Genomic DNA, 18,783 nt, shown 5'->3' on the forward strand with positions numbered 1-18,783 from the left:
TCGAAGATCGATGATCAGTTGGACAGTGCGGCAATCTGCGCACGAGCAACCTCAAGCGCACGCTCGGCATTCGCCTTGTCATGCGCCGTGGTTGCCGCCTTCAGGTCCGCCTGCGCGGTCTCAAGACGTGCCTGGGCTTCATCGGCCTTGATATCGGAAACCGGAACCGCTTCTTCGGCCAGAATGGTGCAACGCTCGGGGTTAACCTCGGCGACGCCACCGGCAACGAAGATACGTTCGGAAACCTTGCCACCTGCATAGATGTCGATGACACCGGGGCGAATGGTCGAGATCATCGGCGAATGCTTCGGCAGCACGCCAAAATTCCCGTCCGTGCCCGGAACAACGACCATCTCGACCGGCTCGGATTTGAGCAGGGCAGACGGCGAAACAAGTTCCAATACAGTCGTATCAGTCATGACAGTCCTCTCTCCCGTATGGGAAGGGGGACCGAAGCTGCCTTAGGCAGCTTCGGCCATCTTCTTAGCTTTCTCGATGGCTTCTTCGATGGTGCCGACCATGTAGAATGCCTGTTCAGGCATGTGGTCATATTCACCAGCGCAGATGGCCTTGAATGCCTTGATGGTGTCTTCGAGCTGAACGAACACGCCCGGAGTACCGGTAAAGACTTCTGCAACGTGGAACGGCTGCGAAAGGAAACGCTGGATCTTACGGGCACGGGCCACGACCAGTTTGTCTTCTTCCGAAAGCTCGTCCATGCCGAGAATTGCGATGATGTCCTGAAGACCCTTATAGGTCTGAAGGATACGCTGCACTTCACGGGCGGTCTCGTAGTGTTCCTTGCCGATAACGCCCGGATCAAGCGCACGCGAGGTACTGTCGAGCGGGTCAACAGCCGGATAGATGCCAAGCTCGGCAATCTGACGGTTGAGCGTCGTGGTCGCATCAAGGTGGGCAAACGAGGTTGCCGGTGCCGGGTCGGTCAAGTCATCGGCAGGGACGTAAATGGCCTGGACCGAGGTAATGGAACCTTTTTTGGTCGAGGTGATACGTTCCTGAAGCGCACCCATGTCGGTTGCCAGTGTGGGCTGATAACCCACGGCAGACGGGATACGACCCAGAAGTGCCGACACTTCCGAACCCGCCTGGGTAAAGCGGAAGATGTTATCGACGAAGAACAGAACGTCCTGGCCTTCTTCATCACGGAAATATTCCGCAATCGTCAGACCGGTCAGGGCGACACGTGCACGTGCTCCCGGGGGTTCGTTCATCTGGCCATAAACCAGTGCGGCTTTGGATGCACCTTCCGGGTTGATAACGCCCGAATCCATCATCTCGTGATAGAGGTCGTTACCTTCACGGGTACGTTCACCAACACCAGCGAAAACCGAATAACCGCCGTGGCCTTTTGCCACGTTGTTGATCAGTTCCATGATGAGAACGGTTTTACCCACGCCCGCACCGCCGAACAGACCGATTTTACCACCCTTGGTGTACGGCGCGATCAGGTCGATGACCTTGATGCCGGTAACCAGAATTTCGGTGTCGGTTGACTGATCGGTGAAGGACGGTGCTTCACGGTGGATCGGGGAGGTCATTTTCGCGTTGACCGGACCACGTTCGTCGACCGGCTCGCCGATGACGTTCAGGATACGACCAAGGGTTTCCGGACCAACCGGAACCAAGATCGCGTCACCGGTATCAATGACTTCCTGACCGCGACGCAGACCTTCGGTGGTGTCCATCGCGATGGTACGGACGGCATTCTCACCAAGGTGCTGTGCAACTTCAAGAACCAGACGCTGGCCGTTGTTGTCAACATGCAGCGCGTTCAGAATGGGAGGCAGATCGCCGTCGAATTTAACGTCGACGACGGCGCCCATAACCTGGGAAATTTTCCCCGCCTTCTTGTTCGCCATAGGTATTGTCTCCTGCTCGGACAAAACTATCCGTTAGTTCCTGCGACCCGCTTACAAAGCCTCGGCGCCGGAAATGATTTCAATCAGTTCGTTGGTGATCTGGGCCTGACGTGAGCGGTTGTACTGGATGCTCAGTCGGTCGATCATATCGCCGGCATTGCGGGTTGCGTTATCCATCGCGGACATACGCGCACCGTGCTCGGATGCACTGCTTTCCAGCATCGCACCGAAAATCTGGACCCCGACATTACGCGGCAGCAGATCAGCCAGAATGGCTTCTTCGGACGGCTCATATTCATAAACCGCAGAAGAACCGGTAGCTTCTTCCTGCCCGTCGGCTTCCGGCACCGCGAACGGTACCAGCTGCTGTTCGGTCACGACTTGCGAAATTGCTGACACGAACTTGTTATAGAAGATCGAGCAGACGTCAAATTCGCCTTCTTCGTACAGCGCCAGAACTTTGTCAGCAACGTCGGTAGCAGCAGAGAAATCAATCCCCTTCTTGCCCTCGACGCCAGTATACCGGGCGACAATCGCGTCACCAAATTCACGCTTGAGCGCATCGGCACCCTTGCGGCCAACACAGATCAGCTTCACCGTTTTGCCAGCCGCGCGAAGGGCGCGGACCTTGATACGGGTCGCTTTGATGATCGATGCGTTGAAACCACCGCAAAGGCCACGGTCCGCGGTAAAGACGACGAGCAGATGCACATCATCCTTGCCGGTACCTGCCAGAAGCTTCGGTGCCCCCTGTGCGCCACCAACCGCGGCTGCAAGCCGTCCCAGCATCGTCCCCATGCGATCCGCATAGGGACGGGCTGCTTCTGCTGCATCCTGCGAACGGCGGAGCTTGGAGGCCGCCACCATCTTCATCGCCGAAGTAATTTTCTTCGTCGATTTGACGCTGGCAATGCGCGAGCGCAGATCCTTCAAACTAGCCATTGCGTTTCCTCCTTCGCCTAAATTTCAGACTTACGCGAAGGTTTTCGCGAACTTGTCGAGGAACGCTTTGAGCTTCGTTTCGGTGGCTTCCGAAAGAACCTTCTCGGTGCGGATCGCATCAAGAATGTCAGAACCGGTCGAACGGATATCGTTCAGGAACTGTTCTTCGAAAGCACGAATTTTGCCAACTTCCACACCGTCAAGGTAACCCTTCACACCGGCATAGATCACAACAACCTGTTCTTCCACTTTAAGCGGCGAATACTGCGGCTGCTTGAGCAGTTCCGTCAGACGTGCGCCACGTGCCAGCAGTTTCTGGGTCGCCGGATCAAGATCCGATGCGAACTGTGCGAAAGCTTCCATTTCACGATACTGGGCAAGTTCCAGCTTGATCGAACCGGCAACCTGTTTCATTGCCTTGATCTGCGCGGACGAACCCACACGCGAAACCGACAGACCAACGTTCACAGCCGGGCGAACGCCCTTATAGAACAGGTCGGTTTCAAGGAAGATCTGACCGTCGGTGATCGAAATCACGTTGGTCGGAATAAACGCCGAAACGTCGTTACCCTGGGTTTCAATAACCGGCAGAGCGGTCAGCGAGCCAGCGCCGTTTTCGTCATTCATTTTCGCAGCACGTTCCAGCAGACGGGAGTGCAGATAGAAAACGTCGCCCGGGAAAGCTTCACGTCCCGGCGGGCGGCGAAGAAGCAGCGACATCTGGCGATAGGCAACAGCCTGTTTCGACAGATCATCATAGAAGATGGTGGCATGCATGCCATTGTCGCGGAAATATTCACCCATTGCGCAGGCAACGAACGGCGCCAGGAACTGCATCGGCGCCGGATCAGAAGCGGTCGCGGCAACAACGATGGTGTTTTCCATAGCACCACGTTCTTCAAGAACCTTAACAACCTGTGCAACGGTCGAACGTTTCTGGCCAACCGCAACATAGATGCAGAACATCTTGTCGCTGTCGGATTTCGCTGCATCGTTCACCGGCTTCTGGTTCAGGATGGTGTCGATGATGATCGCGGTTTTACCGGTCTGACGGTCACCAATGATCAGCTCGCGCTGGCCACGGCCAATCGGGATCAGCGAGTCAATCGACTTGATACCGGTCTGGACCGGCTCATGAACCGATTTGCGCGGGATGATGCCCGGTGCCTTGACGTCGGCAAGGCGACGTTCTTTCGCACCCAGTTCACCTTTACCGTCGATCGGATTGCCAAGCGCGTCAACAACGCGGCCCAGCAGCTCCTTGCCAACCGGCACGTCAACGATGGCACCGGTACGCTTGACCTGGTCGCCTTCCTTGATGGTACGGTCGGAACCGAAAATAACGATACCGACATTGTCTTCCTCAAGGTTCAGGGCCATGCCCTTAATGCCACCCGGGAAGTCGACCAGTTCACCGGCCTGAACATTGTCAAGACCATGAACACGGGCGATACCGTCACCGACAGACAGAACCTGACCGACTTCGGCAACTTCGGCTTCAGCGCCAAAATTGGCGATCTGATCCTTAAGAATAGCGGAGATTTCCGCGGCGCGGATTTCCATCACGCAACCCCTTTCATAGCGAGCTCGAGCTTCTGCAATTTGGTACGAAGCGAGGCATCAAAAACCCGGGAACCGACCTTGACGACAAGGCCGCCAAGAACCGCCGGATCGACATTCAGGTCCACTTTGACAGTGGCACCGACAACTTCTTTAAGAGCGCCGGTAACGGCTTCGATTTGCTCTTTCTTCAGCTCGGAAGCCGACGTCACCTGTGCGGTCACTTCGCCTTTGAAAGCTGAGAGCATGGAAAGGTAGGAACTGATAACATCCGGCAGAACGAAAAGGCGGCGTTTCTGACACAGAACGCCAACGGTCTTCTTGGTCAACTCGGAAACGCCAAGCTTGTCCAGAAGGGCCGCCATTGCCTTGGCCTGCACATCCCGGGAAATCACGGGACTACGGAGCACATTCCGCAGGTCATCGCTTTCGACGATGGCCTGGTCGAGCAATTCAAGATCGCTTTTGACAGCATCAAGCGCATCGGCCGACTGGGCCAATTCGAATAATGCTGTGGCGTAACGCCCTTGAAGCCCGGTCGCGGCAGTATTTTGGGACACCGGTGAAAGCCCTCAATTCTGGTTATGAGAACGACTCGGATACGTATAAAAAAATGGTCTCTCGGAAGGTGTTCCCGCCGAGAAGCGAGCGTTTGGTATCACATGTCCATGACAGGGGCAACCCCCGCGCAACGCCATTTGGGCGGTCTTTTTCATTCTTTACTGAAGTTGGGGCAAAACAGCCCCGGATCGCTCGCGTTTCGAGGCTTTTTACAACTATTTTATAATGCCGCCTCTCCCGCCATCGGCGGATTCTGCCTTTGGGAAATCACCTCTAAGGAACGAATCCCCGATTTTTTCGACGATGTCGTCCGTACAACCCCTGATCGATAACCGTTTTTTCCGATCAAAAAGTGTAATCGACATCACATTCGAACCTTCCCGGCGTCAATTCCGGACACCCATGTCATCCCCAAGGAGGTTCAAATGAAACTGCCCTCGATGTCCCCTCTGGCCGGCCTGCTGATTGCAGGCCTTGCCCTGCTGCTTCCGATCAATGCCTTCGCGTGTAGCAACGGCTATTTCCGTTTTGTCGAAACCGGCACCGCCAGCCCCTTCGTGCCGTCCGCCTCGCGCGCCTATTACGATGATCAGGATCAGGCCGGAACCGCAATTTCCGTTTTTGTCGATCTGACATCGGCGGATTACAGGGCCATGGCTGATAGCCGCCTCAATGCATTCGGCGGTAAAACCACGGTTTACAAAATCGCCTGCGATGCCGTGACCGCCCCGCTGTCCGAAACCCCGGCCGAAGACGTGCCCTCCGATAGCTGGATGAGCCCGGAGGGCATCACCCCCACCCACGTCTATCTCGAAGCTGACAATTTCAACAGCGCCACCGTCGGCTCCAAAAAGCAATCCATCCCGGCCTGGCTCACCAGCAAGTCCAGCAAGGTCTACAGCGCCAACTGATATCATCGCGCCGGGTCACCCTACCGGTGGCCCGATCCGCCAATCAGGGTCGGGACCCTAGATATGCGATCCGGTGCCATCGCCCTTGGCCGACCATTGGCGCGCCCGGTTGATCGCCATTTTCGCCTGCACTTCATGATCAAGGTCCAGACCGAACTGATCGACCAGCCGATACAGCAAAATCATCACATCCGCCGCTTCGCGCCCGATTTCCGAAAGATCGCGGTCAACAACCGCTTCATCAAGCTCTTTCATCTCCGTCATCGCACGCGTGACAAGCGCACGGGGATCGGCCACCGGGCCAAAAATCTTTTCGGCCCAGTCACATATGCTTTGCTGGCTTTCGCGCAGGCTTGTTGAATTTTTAACATTCGTCATCAAATCTTATCCATGGAATTTAAAAATCTGGGCTATCCATAACCCGCAAGCATGACGGGAGACAATATATGGCGCGATGCCGGGATTTCGTGCTTTTGGCGGGGTCGTTCCGATATCACCTGCCGGGTAAATGTACCCTGATCGCGGCATTGTTGATTGCGGCCTTTGCAACCACCGCCCCTGCCCGCACCCTGATCATCGAAGGCCTGTCCGAAGCCCCGCTGAAATGGATGGTCGACCGTGATCCGCGTGGCATTGATATCGACATCATGACCGAAGTGCTCAACGATATGGGCATCACCGATTACCGCTTTCAGCTTGTCGATAATGGCCGCCGCCTTTTGCACAATGCCCAGACCGGCAGCAGCGACATCATCCTGACCCTTTCGCAAAACGCCGAACGCAGCCAGTATCTGCACTATCCCGACGAAGCCCATCTTCTGCTCGATTGGCGCTTTGCCGTGCGGATTGAAGACCGGGACCGGATCACGTTTAATGATTTTTCCGATCTGGCGCGCCACCGCGTCGGGGCGGCGGCGGAATATTCCTATACCGATACCTTCTGGCAATCGGGGCTTGATATCGAAATCGTCGCCAAAAACGATCTGCTGATCCCGATGCTGCTGGAAAACCGTTTTGATGTCGTGCCGGTCAATTACCTCAGCACGCTTTACGAAACCCTGCGCAACGGGCAACGCGAAAAAATCGCCTTCATCTATCCGCCGCTTCGCCGCGCGCCCTATTATAACGTGTTTTCAAAGGCGTCGGATTACCCGGACAAGGACGCGTTTCTCAAACGCTATGACCAGATCATCCGCGAAATGCGCGATGATGGCCGCCTCGCCACCATCTTTCAGGATTACCTCGGCCCGGATGGGCTCGACTGGTGGCAGTCCCAATATCAGAACTGAATCCGAACCGACCCTACATAAAGCTGTAAGGATCGATATCGATCTGCACCCGGACACTGCCCGGTGTTTTCACCTTTGATAACCAGTCATGGATCATCGCCTGCAACCGCACCTGTTTATCGGCCCGGATCAGGAACCGTCTGCGATACCGCCCGCGCAGCAACGATAACGGGGCCGGGGCCGGTCCCAGAACGACAATGCCATCACCCCTTGGTGCCGCCCGGCCAATCCGCCATGCGGCTTCGTCGACCTCGTTTTCCTTTTTCCCCGAAATGATCAGGGCGGCCAACCTTCCATGCGGCGGCATGCCATGCGTCATGCGCTGGGATAATTCAACCTCGTTAAACGCATCGCGGTCGCCCGCCGCAATCGCCTTGATCACCCGGTTGGACGGGTCGGCGGTCTGCAACAACACCATGCCGGGCCGATCCCCGCGTCCGGCCCGCCCGGCCACCTGCGTCATCAACTGATAACTGCGTTCGGCCGCGCGCAGATCCCCGCCCGCAAGGCCAAGATCGGCATCGACCACCCCCACAAGGGTCAGCATCGGGAAATGATAACCCTTGGCCAAAATCTGCGTGCCGATCAGCAAATCAACCTCGTGATTATGCACCCGATTGACAAGCTCTGCCGCCGCCTTTGGCCCGGCGATATTGTCCGATGTCGCGACCTCGATCCGGATTTGCGGGAATGTCTCGACCGCTTCCTCATAAAGCCGCTCCACCCCCGGCCCGCACGCCGCAAGCTTTTCCTCCGCCCCGCAGGCCGGGCAGCTATCGGGTGCCTTGGCCTGATAACCGCAATGATGGCATTGCAATTTGCCCCATGCCCGATGCTCCACCAGCCACGCCGTACAGTTCGGGCACTGGAACCGATGCCCGCAGGCCCGGCAAAGCGTTAGCGGCGCATAACCCCGCCGGTTTAAGAACAGCATCGCCTGCTCCCCGGCGGCAAATGTTTCCGCCAGCCGCTTTTTCAAGGTCGGCGTGATCCAGCGTTGCCGCTCCGGCCTGTCCTGCCGGATATCGACAATCTCGACACTTGGCAAAACCGCCATGCCGTGGCGTTCCGAAAGCTCGACCCGCTCATACCGCCCGGCTTCGACATTCGCCAGGGTCTCAAGCGACGGGGTGGCGGACGCCAGAATCGCCGGAATACCGCCCAGATGCGCACGCGCCACCGCCATGTCACGCGCATGATAAATCACGCCGTCTTCCTGCTTGAACGCATGTTCGTGTTCTTCATCCACCACGATCAGGCCCAGATTGGCATAGGGCAGAAACAGTGCGGAGCGCGCCCCGACCACAAGCTTTGCCGATCCATCGGCCACCGCCCGCCATGTATCGCGTCGCCGCGCCTGCCCGACTTCGGAATGCCAAAGCGCCGGCTCAACGCCGAATCGGTCGCGGAACCGCTGCAACCATTGCGCCGAAAGGGCGATTTCCGGCAACAGGACCACCACCTGCCGTCCCGCCTCCAACGCGGTTCGGATTGCCTCGAAATAAACTTCGGTCTTGCCCGACCCGGTCACACCATCAAGCAACGTGACCGAAAACCCATCCCCCGCCACCTTGGCACACAGCATGTCTGCCGCGCGTTCCTGTGCCTCCGACAAATGCGGGCGCGCAATATCAAGGTCGGGGTCGTCAAACGGCGATGGCGGGGTGACCATCAAACGCCGGACGACGCCTGCTTCGACCAGCCCCTTGATCACGCTGGCCCCGGCACCGGTTTCGCGCATGATATCAGCCTGTTCCATCGGCGGATGGTCACGCAAAAACGCCATCACCCGCTTGCGCGGCGGCGTCATGCGAAGGCTGCTTTCGCCATCGCCTTCCCCTTCTGCCGGATCGGCAAGGGTAAATCTGAAAATCGGCTTTGGCGGCTCCAGCGCATCAGAAACACTCATCGCCATGCGCAACACCGCCCCCTGCGGCGCCATGGTATAGGCCGACACCCAATCGACGAACTTTCGCGTTACATCGGTCATTGGCGGTGCCTGCAAAACGCCATAAATTTCGCGCAGCTTGGCCGGATCGACGTCGCCCCTGGCCTTACCCCAGACGACGCCGCGCTGGGTTTGACGGCCCAGTGGAATTTCGACAAAGTCGCCGGGCTGAACGCTCAACCCTTCGGGGACAAGATAATCATACGGGCCCGCCAAGGGCAGCGGCGGCAGAACACTGATCGTTTCACCCGTCACCTGAAAGGCCGGATCATCACCAAACAGATTTCCCGATATGGCCTTTGCGGCGCTCATATATTATAAACCCCGTCAGGATGCCTCTGGGTTGGTCGCATGATTATGCATAACCGGCTTGTGGCACAAAAGAAAACGGTCCCACAGCACTGGGCGTCTGGTACCGTCATTTGAATGGAACCGGACCCTATCAGCTAACCGCATCATCGAACAACGATCTTCAAAAGCTCCTGAGCAGGAAATCCAATGAAGTTTTTCATCGACACCGCCGACATCGACGCAATCCGCGAAATCGCCAAATCCGGCCTCGTTGATGGCGTGACCACCAACCCGTCGCTTGTTGCCAAAACCGGCCGCTCGTTCCTTGATCTGATCAAGGAAATCTGTGACGTGGTTGACGGCCCGGTCAGCGCCGAAGTTGCCGCGACCGACTATGAAACCATGGTTGCCGAAGGCCGCAAACTTGCGAAAATCGCCGACAATGTCGTCGTCAAGCTGCCGCTGACCCCGGACGGGCTCAAAGCCTGCCGCACCTTCACCGACGAAGGCATCCAGACCAACGTCACCCTTTGCTTCTCGGTCGGTCAGGCCATTCTGGCCGCCAAGGCCGGTGCGACCTATGTGTCGCCGTTCGTTGGCCGCCTTGACGATATTTCGTCCGATGGCATGCAGCTGATTGCCGACATCGCCGAAGTTTACAACAACTACCCGAACTGGCAGACCGAAATCCTCGTAGCGTCCGCACGCGGCCCGCAGCATGTTGTCGATTCGGCCCGTCTGGGTGCCGACGTCGTCACCATCCCGCCGCAGGTTCTTGGCCAGCTGTTCAAACACCCGCTGACCGACAAGGGCCTTGAAACCTTTGTCGCCGATTGGGCAAAAACCGGCCAGTCGATCCTCTAAGACCGACAAATTCGGCCAAGGATCAGGTTTATCACCGGTCCTTAACACGCATTTAACCCGGCAGCCCGCATTGTGGCTGCCGGGTTTTTCGTTTCACTGCAAATTACCGGATCAGATGGAAAAGACAGCATTGCGCGCCGACGACGTCGCGGCCTACCTCGCCGAACATCCCGACTTTTTTGCCAACCGGCCGGACCTGCTTGACAGCCTCGACATGCCGGTGCGCGAACTGGGCTCAGGCATTGCCGACATGCAGCAATATGTCGTCACCCGCCTGCGTGATGAACGCGAAAAGCTGCGCGGCGCCACAAGCGAACTGATCAATATCTCCAAATCCAACCTCGAAACCCAAAGCCGCATCCATCGTGCGGTTCTGGCGCTTCTGAATGCCCGCGGGTTCGAGGTTTTCGTCGAAGCCCTTCAGGACCTTGTGCCCGAACTGCTTGATCTTGACGCCATCGCATTGTGCTTTGAAGAAAGCGAAGACGCCACGGTGCCGCGTTGCGGCGGTCGTGTCCGTCGTCTGACCGCCGGTGCGGTTGATCAGGTTCTGGGCGAAGAAAACGATGTCTGGCTTCTGCCCGACAATGCCGGGGACGAGGCGATTTTTGGCCCGCAGGCCGATAATATCCGCTCCGCCGCCATTGTCCGCGTCGCACCCTTTTATGGCGATCCGGTCGGGATTGTCGCCTTTGGCGTCGCCGAACCCGATTATTTCAGCCCGGCACAGGCTCATGACCTGATCATGTTCCTCGCCTCCGTGATCGAATTTGGTGTGCGTCGATGGCTGACACCGGCGCAATGAATAAGGGGCTTATGGCCCTGACCCTGCCCGAAGATGTGCGCGATGCCATTGCCGACTGGCGGCAATGGCTTTCCGCCGAACGGCGCGCCTCCGATCACACCACCGAAAATTATCTCGCCGATCTCTATTCCTTCCTTGGTTTTGTCCGGGGGCATAAGGGCGACACACCCGATATTACCGTTCTTCTGCAATTAAACCCGCGCGACTTCCGAAGCTGGCTTGCCCGGCGCAGCATGGATGGCATGGCCAAAAGCTCGACCGCGCGCGCCCTATCATCACTGCGCAATTTCTATCGCTTCCTGGATCGCACCGGACGCGGGCAAAATGCTGCGGTCAATTCGATCCGCAATCCGAAACTGCCGCAATCGGTCCCCAAACCGCTTAGCCCGCAGGATGCCATCGCCGTCCTTGATAATGCCGGCGCGTGGCAGGATGAACCGTGGCTTGCCAAACGCAACCTCGCCCTGTTCACCCTGCTTTATGGCTGCGGGTTGCGCATATCCGAAGCACTGGACCTTAACGCCAATCAACGCCCGACGGGCGATTCGATGGTCATCACCGGCAAGGGCAACAAACAGCGCCTTGTCCCGGTCCTGCCGATCGTGCGCGACGCGATCGAGGATTATGTCCACACCTGTCCCTATGCCCCGAACGGCAATGAACCGCTATTCGTCGGTGCACGTGGCGGGCGGCTGGTCGCACAGGTCGCGCAACGCGAAATGCGCAAAATTCGCGGCCTCCTGAACCTGCCCGATACCGCGACCCCGCACGCCATGCGCCATTCCTTTGCCACCCACCTTCTGGCCGGTGGCGGTGATCTGCGCACCATTCAGGATCTGCTCGGCCACGCCTCGCTCTCGACCACCCAACGCTATACCTCGGTCGATACCGAACGCCTGATGGCCGTCTATCAGGGGACCCATCCCCGTGCGCGGCGTTGATCTTCCGCTACATCTCTCAAGAACGTTTACCGCCTTCATGCGTTACGGACAAAGCAACCCATCATAAACGGGAGTCCGCCATGAAGCTTTTCCGAAGCCGCCGCTTTGACGCATCCTCACGCCACCGCCAGGTCTATAGCGCCTATGAAATCGCCTATACCTCGGTCGACTGGCTGGCTGCGGTGCTGTTTACCATCGGCAGCATCATGTTCCTCTATGATGACCTGATGAAGGCCGGAACTTGGCTTTTCATCATCGGGTCGGTGTGTTTTGCCCTGCGGCCATCGATCCGGCTGGCGCGTGAACTGCATCTTGCCCGGTTGGGCGAAGCCGTCATGGAGCCCGGCAATTCCCCTGATTACCGCCGGGGCTGATGCCCCTTTCCCGGCAGGATTTCCACAATCGCGAAATTTGGGGTTCTTCGAAACGGCATTTCCCCCTTACACTGCGGGCAACTTGTTGAAATTCATCGGAGGAACCCCATGATCCTGCGCTCCAGCGACCCGTCACCCTTCGGCCGCAAGGTCAAAATCGTCGCCAAAATTCTTGGCATTTACGATCAGCTCACCATCGAAATGTCCAATACCAATGATCCGGAAGACACCCTGCGCAAACAGAACCCGCTGGGTAAAATTCCGATCCTGATCCTTGATGATGGCCGCAAGATTTTCGATAGCCGCGTGATCTGCGAATATCTTGACGCACAGGTCGATGGCATCACCCTGCACCCGACCGAAAGCGACGCCCGGTGGGAGGCATTGACCCTTCAGGCGCTTGGCGATGGCATCATCGATGCCTCGATCCTGCAGGTCTACGAACACCGCATGCGCCCCGAAGAAAAACGCTCCGCCGACTGGCTTTCCTATCAGTCGGACAAGGTCAAACGCGCCATGGATCACCTTGACGCCAACCCGCCGTCGCTTGCCGGTGACCTGACCATCGGCCATGTCGCGGTTGCCTGTGCGCTGGGTTATCTTGATCTGCGCTTTGATGGCAAATGGCGCGAAACTTACGCCGCCCTCGTCACATGGCTCGATGCCTTCCGTGCCCGCGTCCCGGCCTTTGACGCCACGATTTTCAAAGGCTGACACCCCGTTCAAAGCCCCCGGTGCGGGTTAACCACCTTGCACCGGGCCGCTTTCGGATGATATCGCGATTTCACCCTCACCGCCCGGAGAACAAGAATAAATGTCCCGCCTTAACAGCGTCATCCGCCGCCTGCAGGCCCAGCGCGACTGCCTGAATGCCGCCGCCGAAATGATCAAGGACCATGACGGTATTGTTCTTGAAATCGGGCTTGGCAATGGCCGCACCTTCGATCATTTGCGTGAAATCATGCCGGATCGCGAAATCTTTGTCTTTGACCGCCAGATCGCCGCCCACCCGAAATGCATCCCCGATGACGATCACCTGTTTCTGGGTGACATTTTCGAAACCCTGCCAATGGCGGTTGAACGCTTCGCTGGCAAGGTCGCCCTCGTCCATTCCGATGTCGGAACGGGGGACGAGGCGCTCAACGCCAAAATCGCCTCTTTCATCGGCAAAACCCTGCCTGCGGCCCTGATCAAGGGCGCGATTGTCGCCTCCGATCAGAAAATCGACGTGCCCGGCACCATCGCCGAACCGCTCCCCGAAGGCGTCCCGCAGGATCGCTATTTCTTCCGCCGTTATCAGGGCTAAAACCAAAACCGCCCCCCATCAGGAATTCCACCCGTGTCCAGCACCAACGCCCCTGCCCCCTCATCCCCCAGCGGCTCCAATATGTCCGAGGCCGAGGCATTCCTTGCCAAATACCCCGATGTCGAGGCCATCGACATCATCCTGACCGATTTTCACGGCATCGGACGCGGCAAGATGATCCGCCGTCACGAGCTTGAAGGCATCTATAAATCCGGGCGCGGATTGCCGACCTCGATCTTCGGGCAGGACGTCACGGGCGAGGATGTTGATGATTGCGGTCTGGTGCAGACCGGCGGTGGCGGCGATGGTCGTTGCTGGCCAGTACCCGGAACACTTGGCTATCTGCCCCACACGGGCCGGGGGCAGCTTCTGATCAGCATGTATAACGAGGACGCAACCCCGCACGATGTCGATCCGCGCAATGTGTTCCTCACTCAGGTCAACCGCGCCAATGCCCTTGGCTTTGCCCCAATGGGCGCGTTCGAACTGGAATTTTATCTGGTGGACCGCGATGCCGACGCGGGCGGGCTTTATCACCCGGCATCCTACGCCATGACCAAACGCCGGTCACCCCTTCGCAACACCATGTCGGTCGATGAAATCGATGAAATGTCGCCGCTGTTTGATGCGGTGTACGAAGGGGCGAAGCATCTTGATCTGACGCTTGAAACCCTGATTTCCGAATATGGTCCGGGCCAGTATGAAATGACCATCCGCTATCGCGATCTGATGCGGGCTGCTGATGACGTCATCATCGCCAAACGCCTGATCCGCACCTGCGCACGCCGTTTCGGGATGGAAGCCGTCTTTATGCCCAAACCGTTCGGCAACGAAGCCGGTTCTGGCATGCATCTGCATCTGTCACTGGCGGACGAAAACGGCAATAACCTGTTTGCCGATCAGGCGGACGGGAGCTTGAGCCCCCTTATGCTCAACGCCATCGGCGGCATTCGCGGCACGATTGGCGAAACCATGCTGATCCTGGCCCCCTTCATGAATTCATGGCGCAGATTTGCGTCCGCCATGTATTCCCCGGCATCCGATGACTGGGGTGTTGAAAACCGCACCGTGGCGCTGCGTGTGCCCGGCACACCGGGCAAGACGCGGCATTTCGAACACCGCATCGCGGGCGTTGATGCCAATCCCTATCTCGTCGCCGCCGTAACCCTTGGGGCGGCCCTTGACGGCATCGAACACAAAACCGATCCCGGCAAACCAAGCACCGATGAAATCGGCCATGACAAAGCCCCGAACGACCTGCCGCGCCATTGGCTAGACGCCATTGACCGCTTCGGTGCGTCCGATTTCAACAAACGCACACTGGGCGAACGCTTCCACACCGCCTTCACCCGCATAAAGCAGGCAGAATACGAACATATGGTACTCAAGGTCAGTGCGGCGGAATGGGAATATTACGGGTTTTCGGTCTGATTGATGCGGGGCGGTTTACCGGTCAGGCTTTCCTGACCGGGGACCAGAATCAGAAGACGCGTTTGGCGCGGTTGTTTGATTTGTGCGCTGAAAACGCCACCCGCGGGCGGGAATCCATCATTTTCTGATCGCGCAGATGGGCGACTTCAAGATCACGCGGATCAACATTCATCATGCGGATATCGCCCGCACGGTCCGCATTGGCATGCAGGTGCATCTTGGTCGAAACCCACTGATAGGTCGGATAGGTCACGTTTTCCGGAAGCGATTCTTCGGTAATCACCTTATAGGCCCCGGCGGGCAGCACTTCTGCCAGACCGCGCAGACTGAACGGCCGCGCGAAATTCAGGATTTTCGATGTGGTACGGTTTGTCAAAATAGCTCCTAGCGCGCAGATGCGCATTGGTTAAGAAAAACGACAGGAATCAATCCCGTCGCCAAATAACCGCAGTTTATTTCAGGTGTATGCAGGCACGCGGAAACGGATTTTATTCTTCAAAAAATCAACGCCCCAAAAATATCCGATGAGTTTTTGAACAAATAAAATTTGCGATTCTGGTAAATCGCGAAAATATCCCGCCGATTTTTACTTATATGAATCGATTTCGATATTTTACAACGAACTTATTTTTATTTTTACGTCATCATGGAATCGGCACAGAAAACCATCGCCCGAAAATGATCCGGCGCGCAGTTCCCCGATAGTCTTTTGCGATTTATTTATCCGGTTCTTTATCTGGCATTCCCCATCACCGTCAGACGGGGCCATTGTCCGGACCGGACAGGTGATGCTGTCAGTAACTCAGATCCAGACCAAGCATATTGCCAAGCCCGAAGGTAACGAGCCCAAGGACCAGAACCGCCAACACGAAGATTGCCACCATCTTGGCAGTCGCAATCAGCACCTTCCGCCTGCCGATCTTCTTTCCCTGATCGTAATGCCACTTGATGGCAAAGAACATGCCCGTGCCCAACGCGACACCCTTGAACGTACCAAAGGCTATAGGGACCCAATCCATATCAAAGACTCTCATCTGCATCAGCTGCGCGTGTTATGCCCCCATCCCGGACAAATGCACACTTCCCGTTCTGCAACGCAGATATGTAGCAGCAGGTCGCGGCTGCCCCGCGATTATAGGCCGGGCGGTTATATTACGGTGAAGTGCCCTTCAACAAAGATCACCGTCACCGCCCAATTCCTTGCCATCCCGGCCCAATGGCGATATTGAGGTTTCAAACTGTCATTAACTTGCAATGCCGGGACCCGCTGCTTATCTCCGGCTTGCAACAGGCGAGATGAGACGACGCCATGAACCAGATTGCCACCATCGCCGAGGCCGCGCCCGGCGCAATGTCTGAAATGCAGATTGATCCGACCCTTGATCTTGAAGCGGAAATCGCCCGCCTCAAGAAAGAGAAAAACGCGATCATTCTGGCCCATTATTATCAGGACGGAGAAATTCAGGATCTGGCCGACTTTGTCGGTGACAGCCTTGATCTGTCGCGCAAGGCCGCCGAAACCGATGCCGATGTCATCGTGTTCTGCGGTGTGCGTTTCATGGCCGAGGTCGCCAAAATCCTCAGCCCGAACAAAACCGTGCTGCTGCCCGATTCAAAGGCCGGCTGCTCGCTCGAAGATTCGTGCCAGCCCGAACCGTTCCGCAAATTCCGCGAACAGCATCCCGATCACGTGTCGGTCACCTATATCAACTGCTCGGCCGAGGTAAAGGCCGCCTCCGATATCATCGTGACCTCGTCGAACGCGGCTGAAATCATCGATCAGATCCCGCTTGATAAACCGATCCTGTGGGCACCGGACCGTCACCTTGGCACGTACCTTGCAAAAAAAACCGGCCGTGACATGACGCTGTGGAACGGCTCATGCATCGTGCATGAACAGTTTTCCGAACGCGAATTGATCCGCCTTAAAACCCAGAATCCGGATGCCAAAATCGCCGCCCACCCGGAATGCCATGACGGCATTCTCAAACATGCCGATCACATCGGATCGACCCGCGCCATTCTGGAATATGTGATCAACGGCCCGGATCAGAAATACCTGATCGCGACCGAACCCCACATCATCCATCAGATGGAAAAAGCCGCCCCGCACAAGGAATTCATTCCCGTGCCCGGTGCCGATGGGTCATGTGCGTGCAATAACTGCCCGTTCATGGAACTGAACACACTTGAAAAGCTTTATCTGTGTCTGGTCAATAACGGCCCGCAGATCATCATGCCCGAAGATTTGCGTGTTGCTGCGGTCAAACCGCTTGAACGGATGCTGGAAATGTCAAAGGGCATTCCGCTGAAAAAAGAAAACGCGGCCTAATTCGACCTTATCAACAGCCCCGCAGAAATCTCGTTTCGCGGGGCTGTTTTCCATCCCCCTCCCCCAAAAAGATGCGCCCCACCATGACCGTCCTGACCCAGGCTGAAATTTCCGAATTCATCGACCGCGCCTTTGCCGAGGATATCGGCCCCGGTGACATCACATCGGACAATGTCATTCCCGCCGATGCGCGCCTGCGCGTCGCGCTTGAAACGCGCGAGGATATTGTGGTCGCCGGTCTGGATATCGCCCTTGAATGTTTCCGCAAACTGGTCCCCGATGCCAAAATCACCAAACAGTGCGAAGACGGCGATGCGATTGCCGCCAAGGACGTGCTGGCCGTGGTCGAAGGCAATGCACGCGGCATCCTGACCGCGGAACGCACCGCACTCAATACCCTGCAACATCTGTCTGGCATTGCCACCACCACACGCAGCTATGTCGCGGCGATGGGCAATACGACGGCCAAATTGCTTGATACCCGCAAAACCCTTCCGGGCTGGCGCAAAATGGAAAAATACGCCACCCGCATGGGCGGTGCACAGAACCACCGCATGGGTCTGTATGACGGGGTTATGATCAAGGATAACCATATCGGCGTTGTCGGCTCGATCACCGAATGCGTGAAATCCGCCCGTGCGGCCAACCTGCCGAAAATCGAAGTCGAATGCGATACGCTCGATCAGGTCCGTGAAGCCACCGATGCCGGTGCCGACATCATCCTGCTTGATAACATGGGCCCCGATATGCTGCGCCAGGCGGTTGCGATTGTGGCGGGCCGCTGCAAGACAGAGGCATCCGGCGGTGTGAACCTGCAAACCATTGGCGCGATTGCCGCCACCGGGGTTGATTATGTCTCGGTCGGGCGCATCACCCAATCGGCCCCGGCGGTCGATATCGGGCTGGATGTCGCCATCCTCTGATCGGGGCAGATCAAGATGAACGCTATCAGACCAGCCCCAAGGATTGTCGAAACCGCCAACTGGATTTTCCGTGATGGCGGCAAAGTCCTGTCGGTAAGAAGCCACGGACGGGACCGGTTTTACCTGCCCGGTGGCAAGATCGATGCGGACGAAACCGCCATCGAAGCCCTGATCCGTGAAATCCGCGAAGAACTCGGCGTGACGCTGATCGAAAAATCCATCCGCCCGCTGGGCATCCATGCCGGTCGCGGCCATAACCAGCCATCTGGGGTTATTGTCCGCATGCAATGCTTCGCCGCACGCTTTACCGGCACATTGACCCCGTCGCGCGAAATCGCCGAAATGCGCTGGCTCTCGCAACGCGACCGCCACCTGATGGCCCCGATGGGCCAAAAGATCACGGCTGCGCTTTTCGATATTTAATA

Annotated in this window: 21 protein-coding genes; 12 read left to right on the forward strand and 9 right to left on the reverse strand. The window is 57.3% G+C overall.

What is annotated here, in order from left to right; all coding sequences use genetic code 11:
• Positions 1-14: 14 nt before the first annotated feature.
• From atpC to BC440_RS18625, 5 genes are read right to left on the reverse strand one after another with little or no spacing between them, the layout of a single operon-like run.
• A complete protein-coding gene (gene atpC, locus BC440_RS18605; RefSeq protein ID WP_007089177.1) occupies positions 15-419 on the reverse strand; it encodes an ATP synthase F1 subunit epsilon in 405 nt (134 codons plus the stop codon).
• A 42-nt stretch (positions 420-461) separates the two neighbouring features.
• A complete protein-coding gene (atpD, locus tag BC440_RS18610; protein WP_007089178.1) occupies positions 462-1,880 on the reverse strand; it encodes a F0F1 ATP synthase subunit beta in 1,419 nt (472 codons plus the stop codon).
• Positions 1,881-1,931: 51 nt separating this feature from the next.
• Entirely contained in the window at positions 1,932-2,822 is an 891-nt protein-coding gene (locus tag BC440_RS18615; RefSeq protein WP_007089179.1) for a F0F1 ATP synthase subunit gamma, read from the reverse strand.
• A 30-nt stretch (positions 2,823-2,852) separates the two neighbouring features.
• Positions 2,853-4,385, reverse strand: coding sequence for a F0F1 ATP synthase subunit alpha (atpA, locus tag BC440_RS18620; RefSeq protein WP_007089180.1), 1,533 nt, complete (start codon positions 4,383-4,385; stop codon positions 2,853-2,855).
• Entirely contained in the window at positions 4,385-4,942 is a 558-nt protein-coding gene (locus BC440_RS18625; RefSeq protein WP_007089181.1) for a F0F1 ATP synthase subunit delta, read from the reverse strand. Before BC440_RS18625 ends, atpA begins: the two co-directional genes overlap by 1 nt.
• Positions 4,943-5,368: 426 nt before the next feature.
• On the opposite strand from BC440_RS18625, the gene BC440_RS18630 reads away from it, so the two are divergent.
• A complete protein-coding gene (locus tag BC440_RS18630; RefSeq protein WP_071240902.1) occupies positions 5,369-5,854 on the forward strand; it encodes a hypothetical protein in 486 nt (161 codons plus the stop codon).
• Between the two features lie 57 nt (positions 5,855-5,911).
• Here the strand turns inward: BC440_RS18630 and BC440_RS18635 are convergent, their stop codons facing one another.
• Positions 5,912-6,232 carry a DUF550 domain-containing protein gene (locus BC440_RS18635; RefSeq protein WP_083379432.1) on the reverse strand — a complete coding sequence of 107 codons (321 nt, stop codon included), beginning with the start codon at positions 6,230-6,232 and terminating at the stop codon, positions 5,912-5,914.
• 68 nt (positions 6,233-6,300) lie between these two features.
• Between BC440_RS18635 and BC440_RS18640 the strand changes: the two genes are divergently transcribed.
• The gene (locus BC440_RS18640; protein WP_071240903.1) at positions 6,301-7,143 is read left to right on the forward strand and encodes an ABC transporter substrate-binding protein; all 843 of its coding nucleotides are present in this window, start codon (positions 6,301-6,303) and stop codon (positions 7,141-7,143) included.
• 13 nt (positions 7,144-7,156) lie between these two features.
• On the opposite strand, the gene BC440_RS18645 is transcribed toward BC440_RS18640, so the two are convergent.
• Positions 7,157-9,403, reverse strand: a complete 2,247-nt coding sequence (locus BC440_RS18645; RefSeq protein WP_071240904.1) for a primosomal protein N' — start codon at positions 9,401-9,403, stop codon at positions 7,157-7,159.
• 186 nt (positions 9,404-9,589) lie between these two features.
• On the opposite strand from BC440_RS18645, the gene fsa reads away from it, so the two are divergent.
• From fsa to BC440_RS18680, 7 genes are all read left to right on the forward strand, one after another.
• Positions 9,590-10,246, forward strand: coding sequence for a fructose-6-phosphate aldolase (gene fsa, locus BC440_RS18650; protein WP_037990470.1), 657 nt, complete (start codon positions 9,590-9,592; stop codon positions 10,244-10,246).
• Positions 10,247-10,361: 115 nt separating this feature from the next.
• Positions 10,362-11,051 carry a DUF484 family protein gene (locus tag BC440_RS18655; protein ID WP_071240933.1) on the forward strand — a complete coding sequence of 230 codons (690 nt, stop codon included), beginning with the start codon at positions 10,362-10,364 and terminating at the stop codon, positions 11,049-11,051.
• The gene (locus tag BC440_RS18660; protein WP_083379433.1) at positions 11,030-11,992 is read left to right on the forward strand and encodes a tyrosine recombinase XerC; all 963 of its coding nucleotides are present in this window, start codon (positions 11,030-11,032) and stop codon (positions 11,990-11,992) included. Before BC440_RS18655 ends, BC440_RS18660 begins: the two co-directional genes overlap by 22 nt.
• An 80-nt stretch (positions 11,993-12,072) precedes the next feature.
• Positions 12,073-12,366: a YrhK family protein gene (locus BC440_RS18665; RefSeq protein ID WP_071240906.1), complete on the forward strand. Its 294-nt coding sequence runs from the start codon at positions 12,073-12,075 to the stop codon at positions 12,364-12,366.
• Between the two features lie 108 nt (positions 12,367-12,474).
• Positions 12,475-13,080, forward strand: a complete 606-nt coding sequence (locus BC440_RS18670; RefSeq protein WP_071240907.1) for a glutathione S-transferase N-terminal domain-containing protein — start codon at positions 12,475-12,477, stop codon at positions 13,078-13,080.
• A 100-nt stretch (positions 13,081-13,180) separates the two neighbouring features.
• On the forward strand, positions 13,181-13,672 hold the full coding sequence (locus tag BC440_RS18675) for a class I SAM-dependent methyltransferase (RefSeq protein WP_071240908.1): 492 nt from the start codon (positions 13,181-13,183) through the stop codon (positions 13,670-13,672).
• A gap of 33 nt (positions 13,673-13,705) precedes the next feature.
• Complete coding sequence (locus BC440_RS18680) at positions 13,706-15,103, forward strand: glutamine synthetase family protein (protein WP_247643604.1); 1,398 nt, start codon at positions 13,706-13,708, stop codon at positions 15,101-15,103.
• Between the two features lie 49 nt (positions 15,104-15,152).
• Here BC440_RS18680 and BC440_RS18685 read toward each other — a convergent pair whose 3' ends face one another.
• Complete coding sequence (locus tag BC440_RS18685) at positions 15,153-15,479, reverse strand: hypothetical protein (RefSeq protein ID WP_007089193.1); 327 nt, start codon at positions 15,477-15,479, stop codon at positions 15,153-15,155.
• A gap of 418 nt (positions 15,480-15,897) precedes the next feature.
• On the reverse strand, positions 15,898-16,122 hold the full coding sequence (locus tag BC440_RS18690) for a hypothetical protein (protein ID WP_063093706.1): 225 nt from the start codon (positions 16,120-16,122) through the stop codon (positions 15,898-15,900).
• 290 nt (positions 16,123-16,412) lie between these two features.
• On the opposite strand from BC440_RS18690, the gene nadA reads away from it, so the two are divergent.
• From nadA to BC440_RS18705, 3 genes are all read left to right on the forward strand, one after another.
• Positions 16,413-17,435 (forward strand): quinolinate synthase NadA, encoded by a 1,023-nt coding sequence (gene nadA, locus BC440_RS18695; RefSeq protein WP_007089196.1) that lies wholly within the window; start codon positions 16,413-16,415, stop codon positions 17,433-17,435.
• A 71-nt stretch (positions 17,436-17,506) separates the two neighbouring features.
• Complete coding sequence (gene nadC / locus BC440_RS18700) at positions 17,507-18,358, forward strand: carboxylating nicotinate-nucleotide diphosphorylase (protein ID WP_210766374.1); 852 nt, start codon at positions 17,507-17,509, stop codon at positions 18,356-18,358.
• A 15-nt stretch (positions 18,359-18,373) separates the two neighbouring features.
• Positions 18,374-18,781 carry an NUDIX domain-containing protein gene (locus BC440_RS18705; protein WP_083379434.1) on the forward strand — a complete coding sequence of 136 codons (408 nt, stop codon included), beginning with the start codon at positions 18,374-18,376 and terminating at the stop codon, positions 18,779-18,781.
• Positions 18,782-18,783: the final 2 nt, after the last annotated feature.

The sequence above is a fragment of the Thalassospira sp. MIT1004 genome (assembly GCF_001858545.1).
Taxonomy (GTDB): domain Bacteria; phylum Pseudomonadota; class Alphaproteobacteria; order Rhodospirillales; family Thalassospiraceae; genus Thalassospira; species Thalassospira xiamenensis.

Excerpts from the sequence above, each read along its gene's own strand:
- BC440_RS18615 (WP_007089179.1), bottom strand. The coding sequence starts at position 2,822 with ATGGCTAGTTTGAAGGATCTGCGCTCGCGCATTGCCAGCGTCAAATCG.
- BC440_RS18645 (WP_071240904.1), bottom strand. The coding sequence starts at position 9,403 with ATGAGCGCCGCAAAGGCCATATCGGGAAATCTGTTTGGTGATGATCCG.
- BC440_RS18640 (WP_071240903.1), top strand. The coding sequence starts at position 6,301 with ATGGCGCGATGCCGGGATTTCGTGCTTTTGGCGGGGTCGTTCCGATAT.
- BC440_RS18670 (WP_071240907.1), top strand. The coding sequence starts at position 12,475 with ATGATCCTGCGCTCCAGCGACCCGTCACCCTTCGGCCGCAAGGTCAAA.
- atpD (WP_007089178.1), bottom strand. The coding sequence starts at position 1,880 with ATGGCGAACAAGAAGGCGGGGAAAATTTCCCAGGTTATGGGCGCCGTC.
- BC440_RS18655 (WP_071240933.1), top strand. The coding sequence starts at position 10,362 with ATGGAAAAGACAGCATTGCGCGCCGACGACGTCGCGGCCTACCTCGCC.
- nadA (WP_007089196.1), top strand. The coding sequence starts at position 16,413 with ATGAACCAGATTGCCACCATCGCCGAGGCCGCGCCCGGCGCAATGTCT.
- fsa (WP_037990470.1), top strand. The coding sequence starts at position 9,590 with ATGAAGTTTTTCATCGACACCGCCGACATCGACGCAATCCGCGAAATC.
- nadC (WP_210766374.1), top strand. The coding sequence starts at position 17,507 with ATGCGCCCCACCATGACCGTCCTGACCCAGGCTGAAATTTCCGAATTC.
- BC440_RS18660 (WP_083379433.1), top strand. The coding sequence starts at position 11,030 with ATGGCTGACACCGGCGCAATGAATAAGGGGCTTATGGCCCTGACCCTG.
- BC440_RS18665 (WP_071240906.1), top strand. The coding sequence starts at position 12,073 with ATGAAGCTTTTCCGAAGCCGCCGCTTTGACGCATCCTCACGCCACCGC.
- atpA (WP_007089180.1), bottom strand. The coding sequence starts at position 4,385 with ATGGAAATCCGCGCCGCGGAAATCTCCGCTATTCTTAAGGATCAGATC.
- BC440_RS18675 (WP_071240908.1), top strand. The coding sequence starts at position 13,181 with ATGTCCCGCCTTAACAGCGTCATCCGCCGCCTGCAGGCCCAGCGCGAC.
- BC440_RS18635 (WP_083379432.1), bottom strand. The coding sequence starts at position 6,232 with ATGACGAATGTTAAAAATTCAACAAGCCTGCGCGAAAGCCAGCAAAGC.
- BC440_RS18630 (WP_071240902.1), top strand. The coding sequence starts at position 5,369 with ATGAAACTGCCCTCGATGTCCCCTCTGGCCGGCCTGCTGATTGCAGGC.
- BC440_RS18690 (WP_063093706.1), bottom strand. The coding sequence starts at position 16,122 with ATGGATTGGGTCCCTATAGCCTTTGGTACGTTCAAGGGTGTCGCGTTG.
- BC440_RS18705 (WP_083379434.1), top strand. The coding sequence starts at position 18,374 with ATGAACGCTATCAGACCAGCCCCAAGGATTGTCGAAACCGCCAACTGG.
- atpC (WP_007089177.1), bottom strand. The coding sequence starts at position 419 with ATGACTGATACGACTGTATTGGAACTTGTTTCGCCGTCTGCCCTGCTC.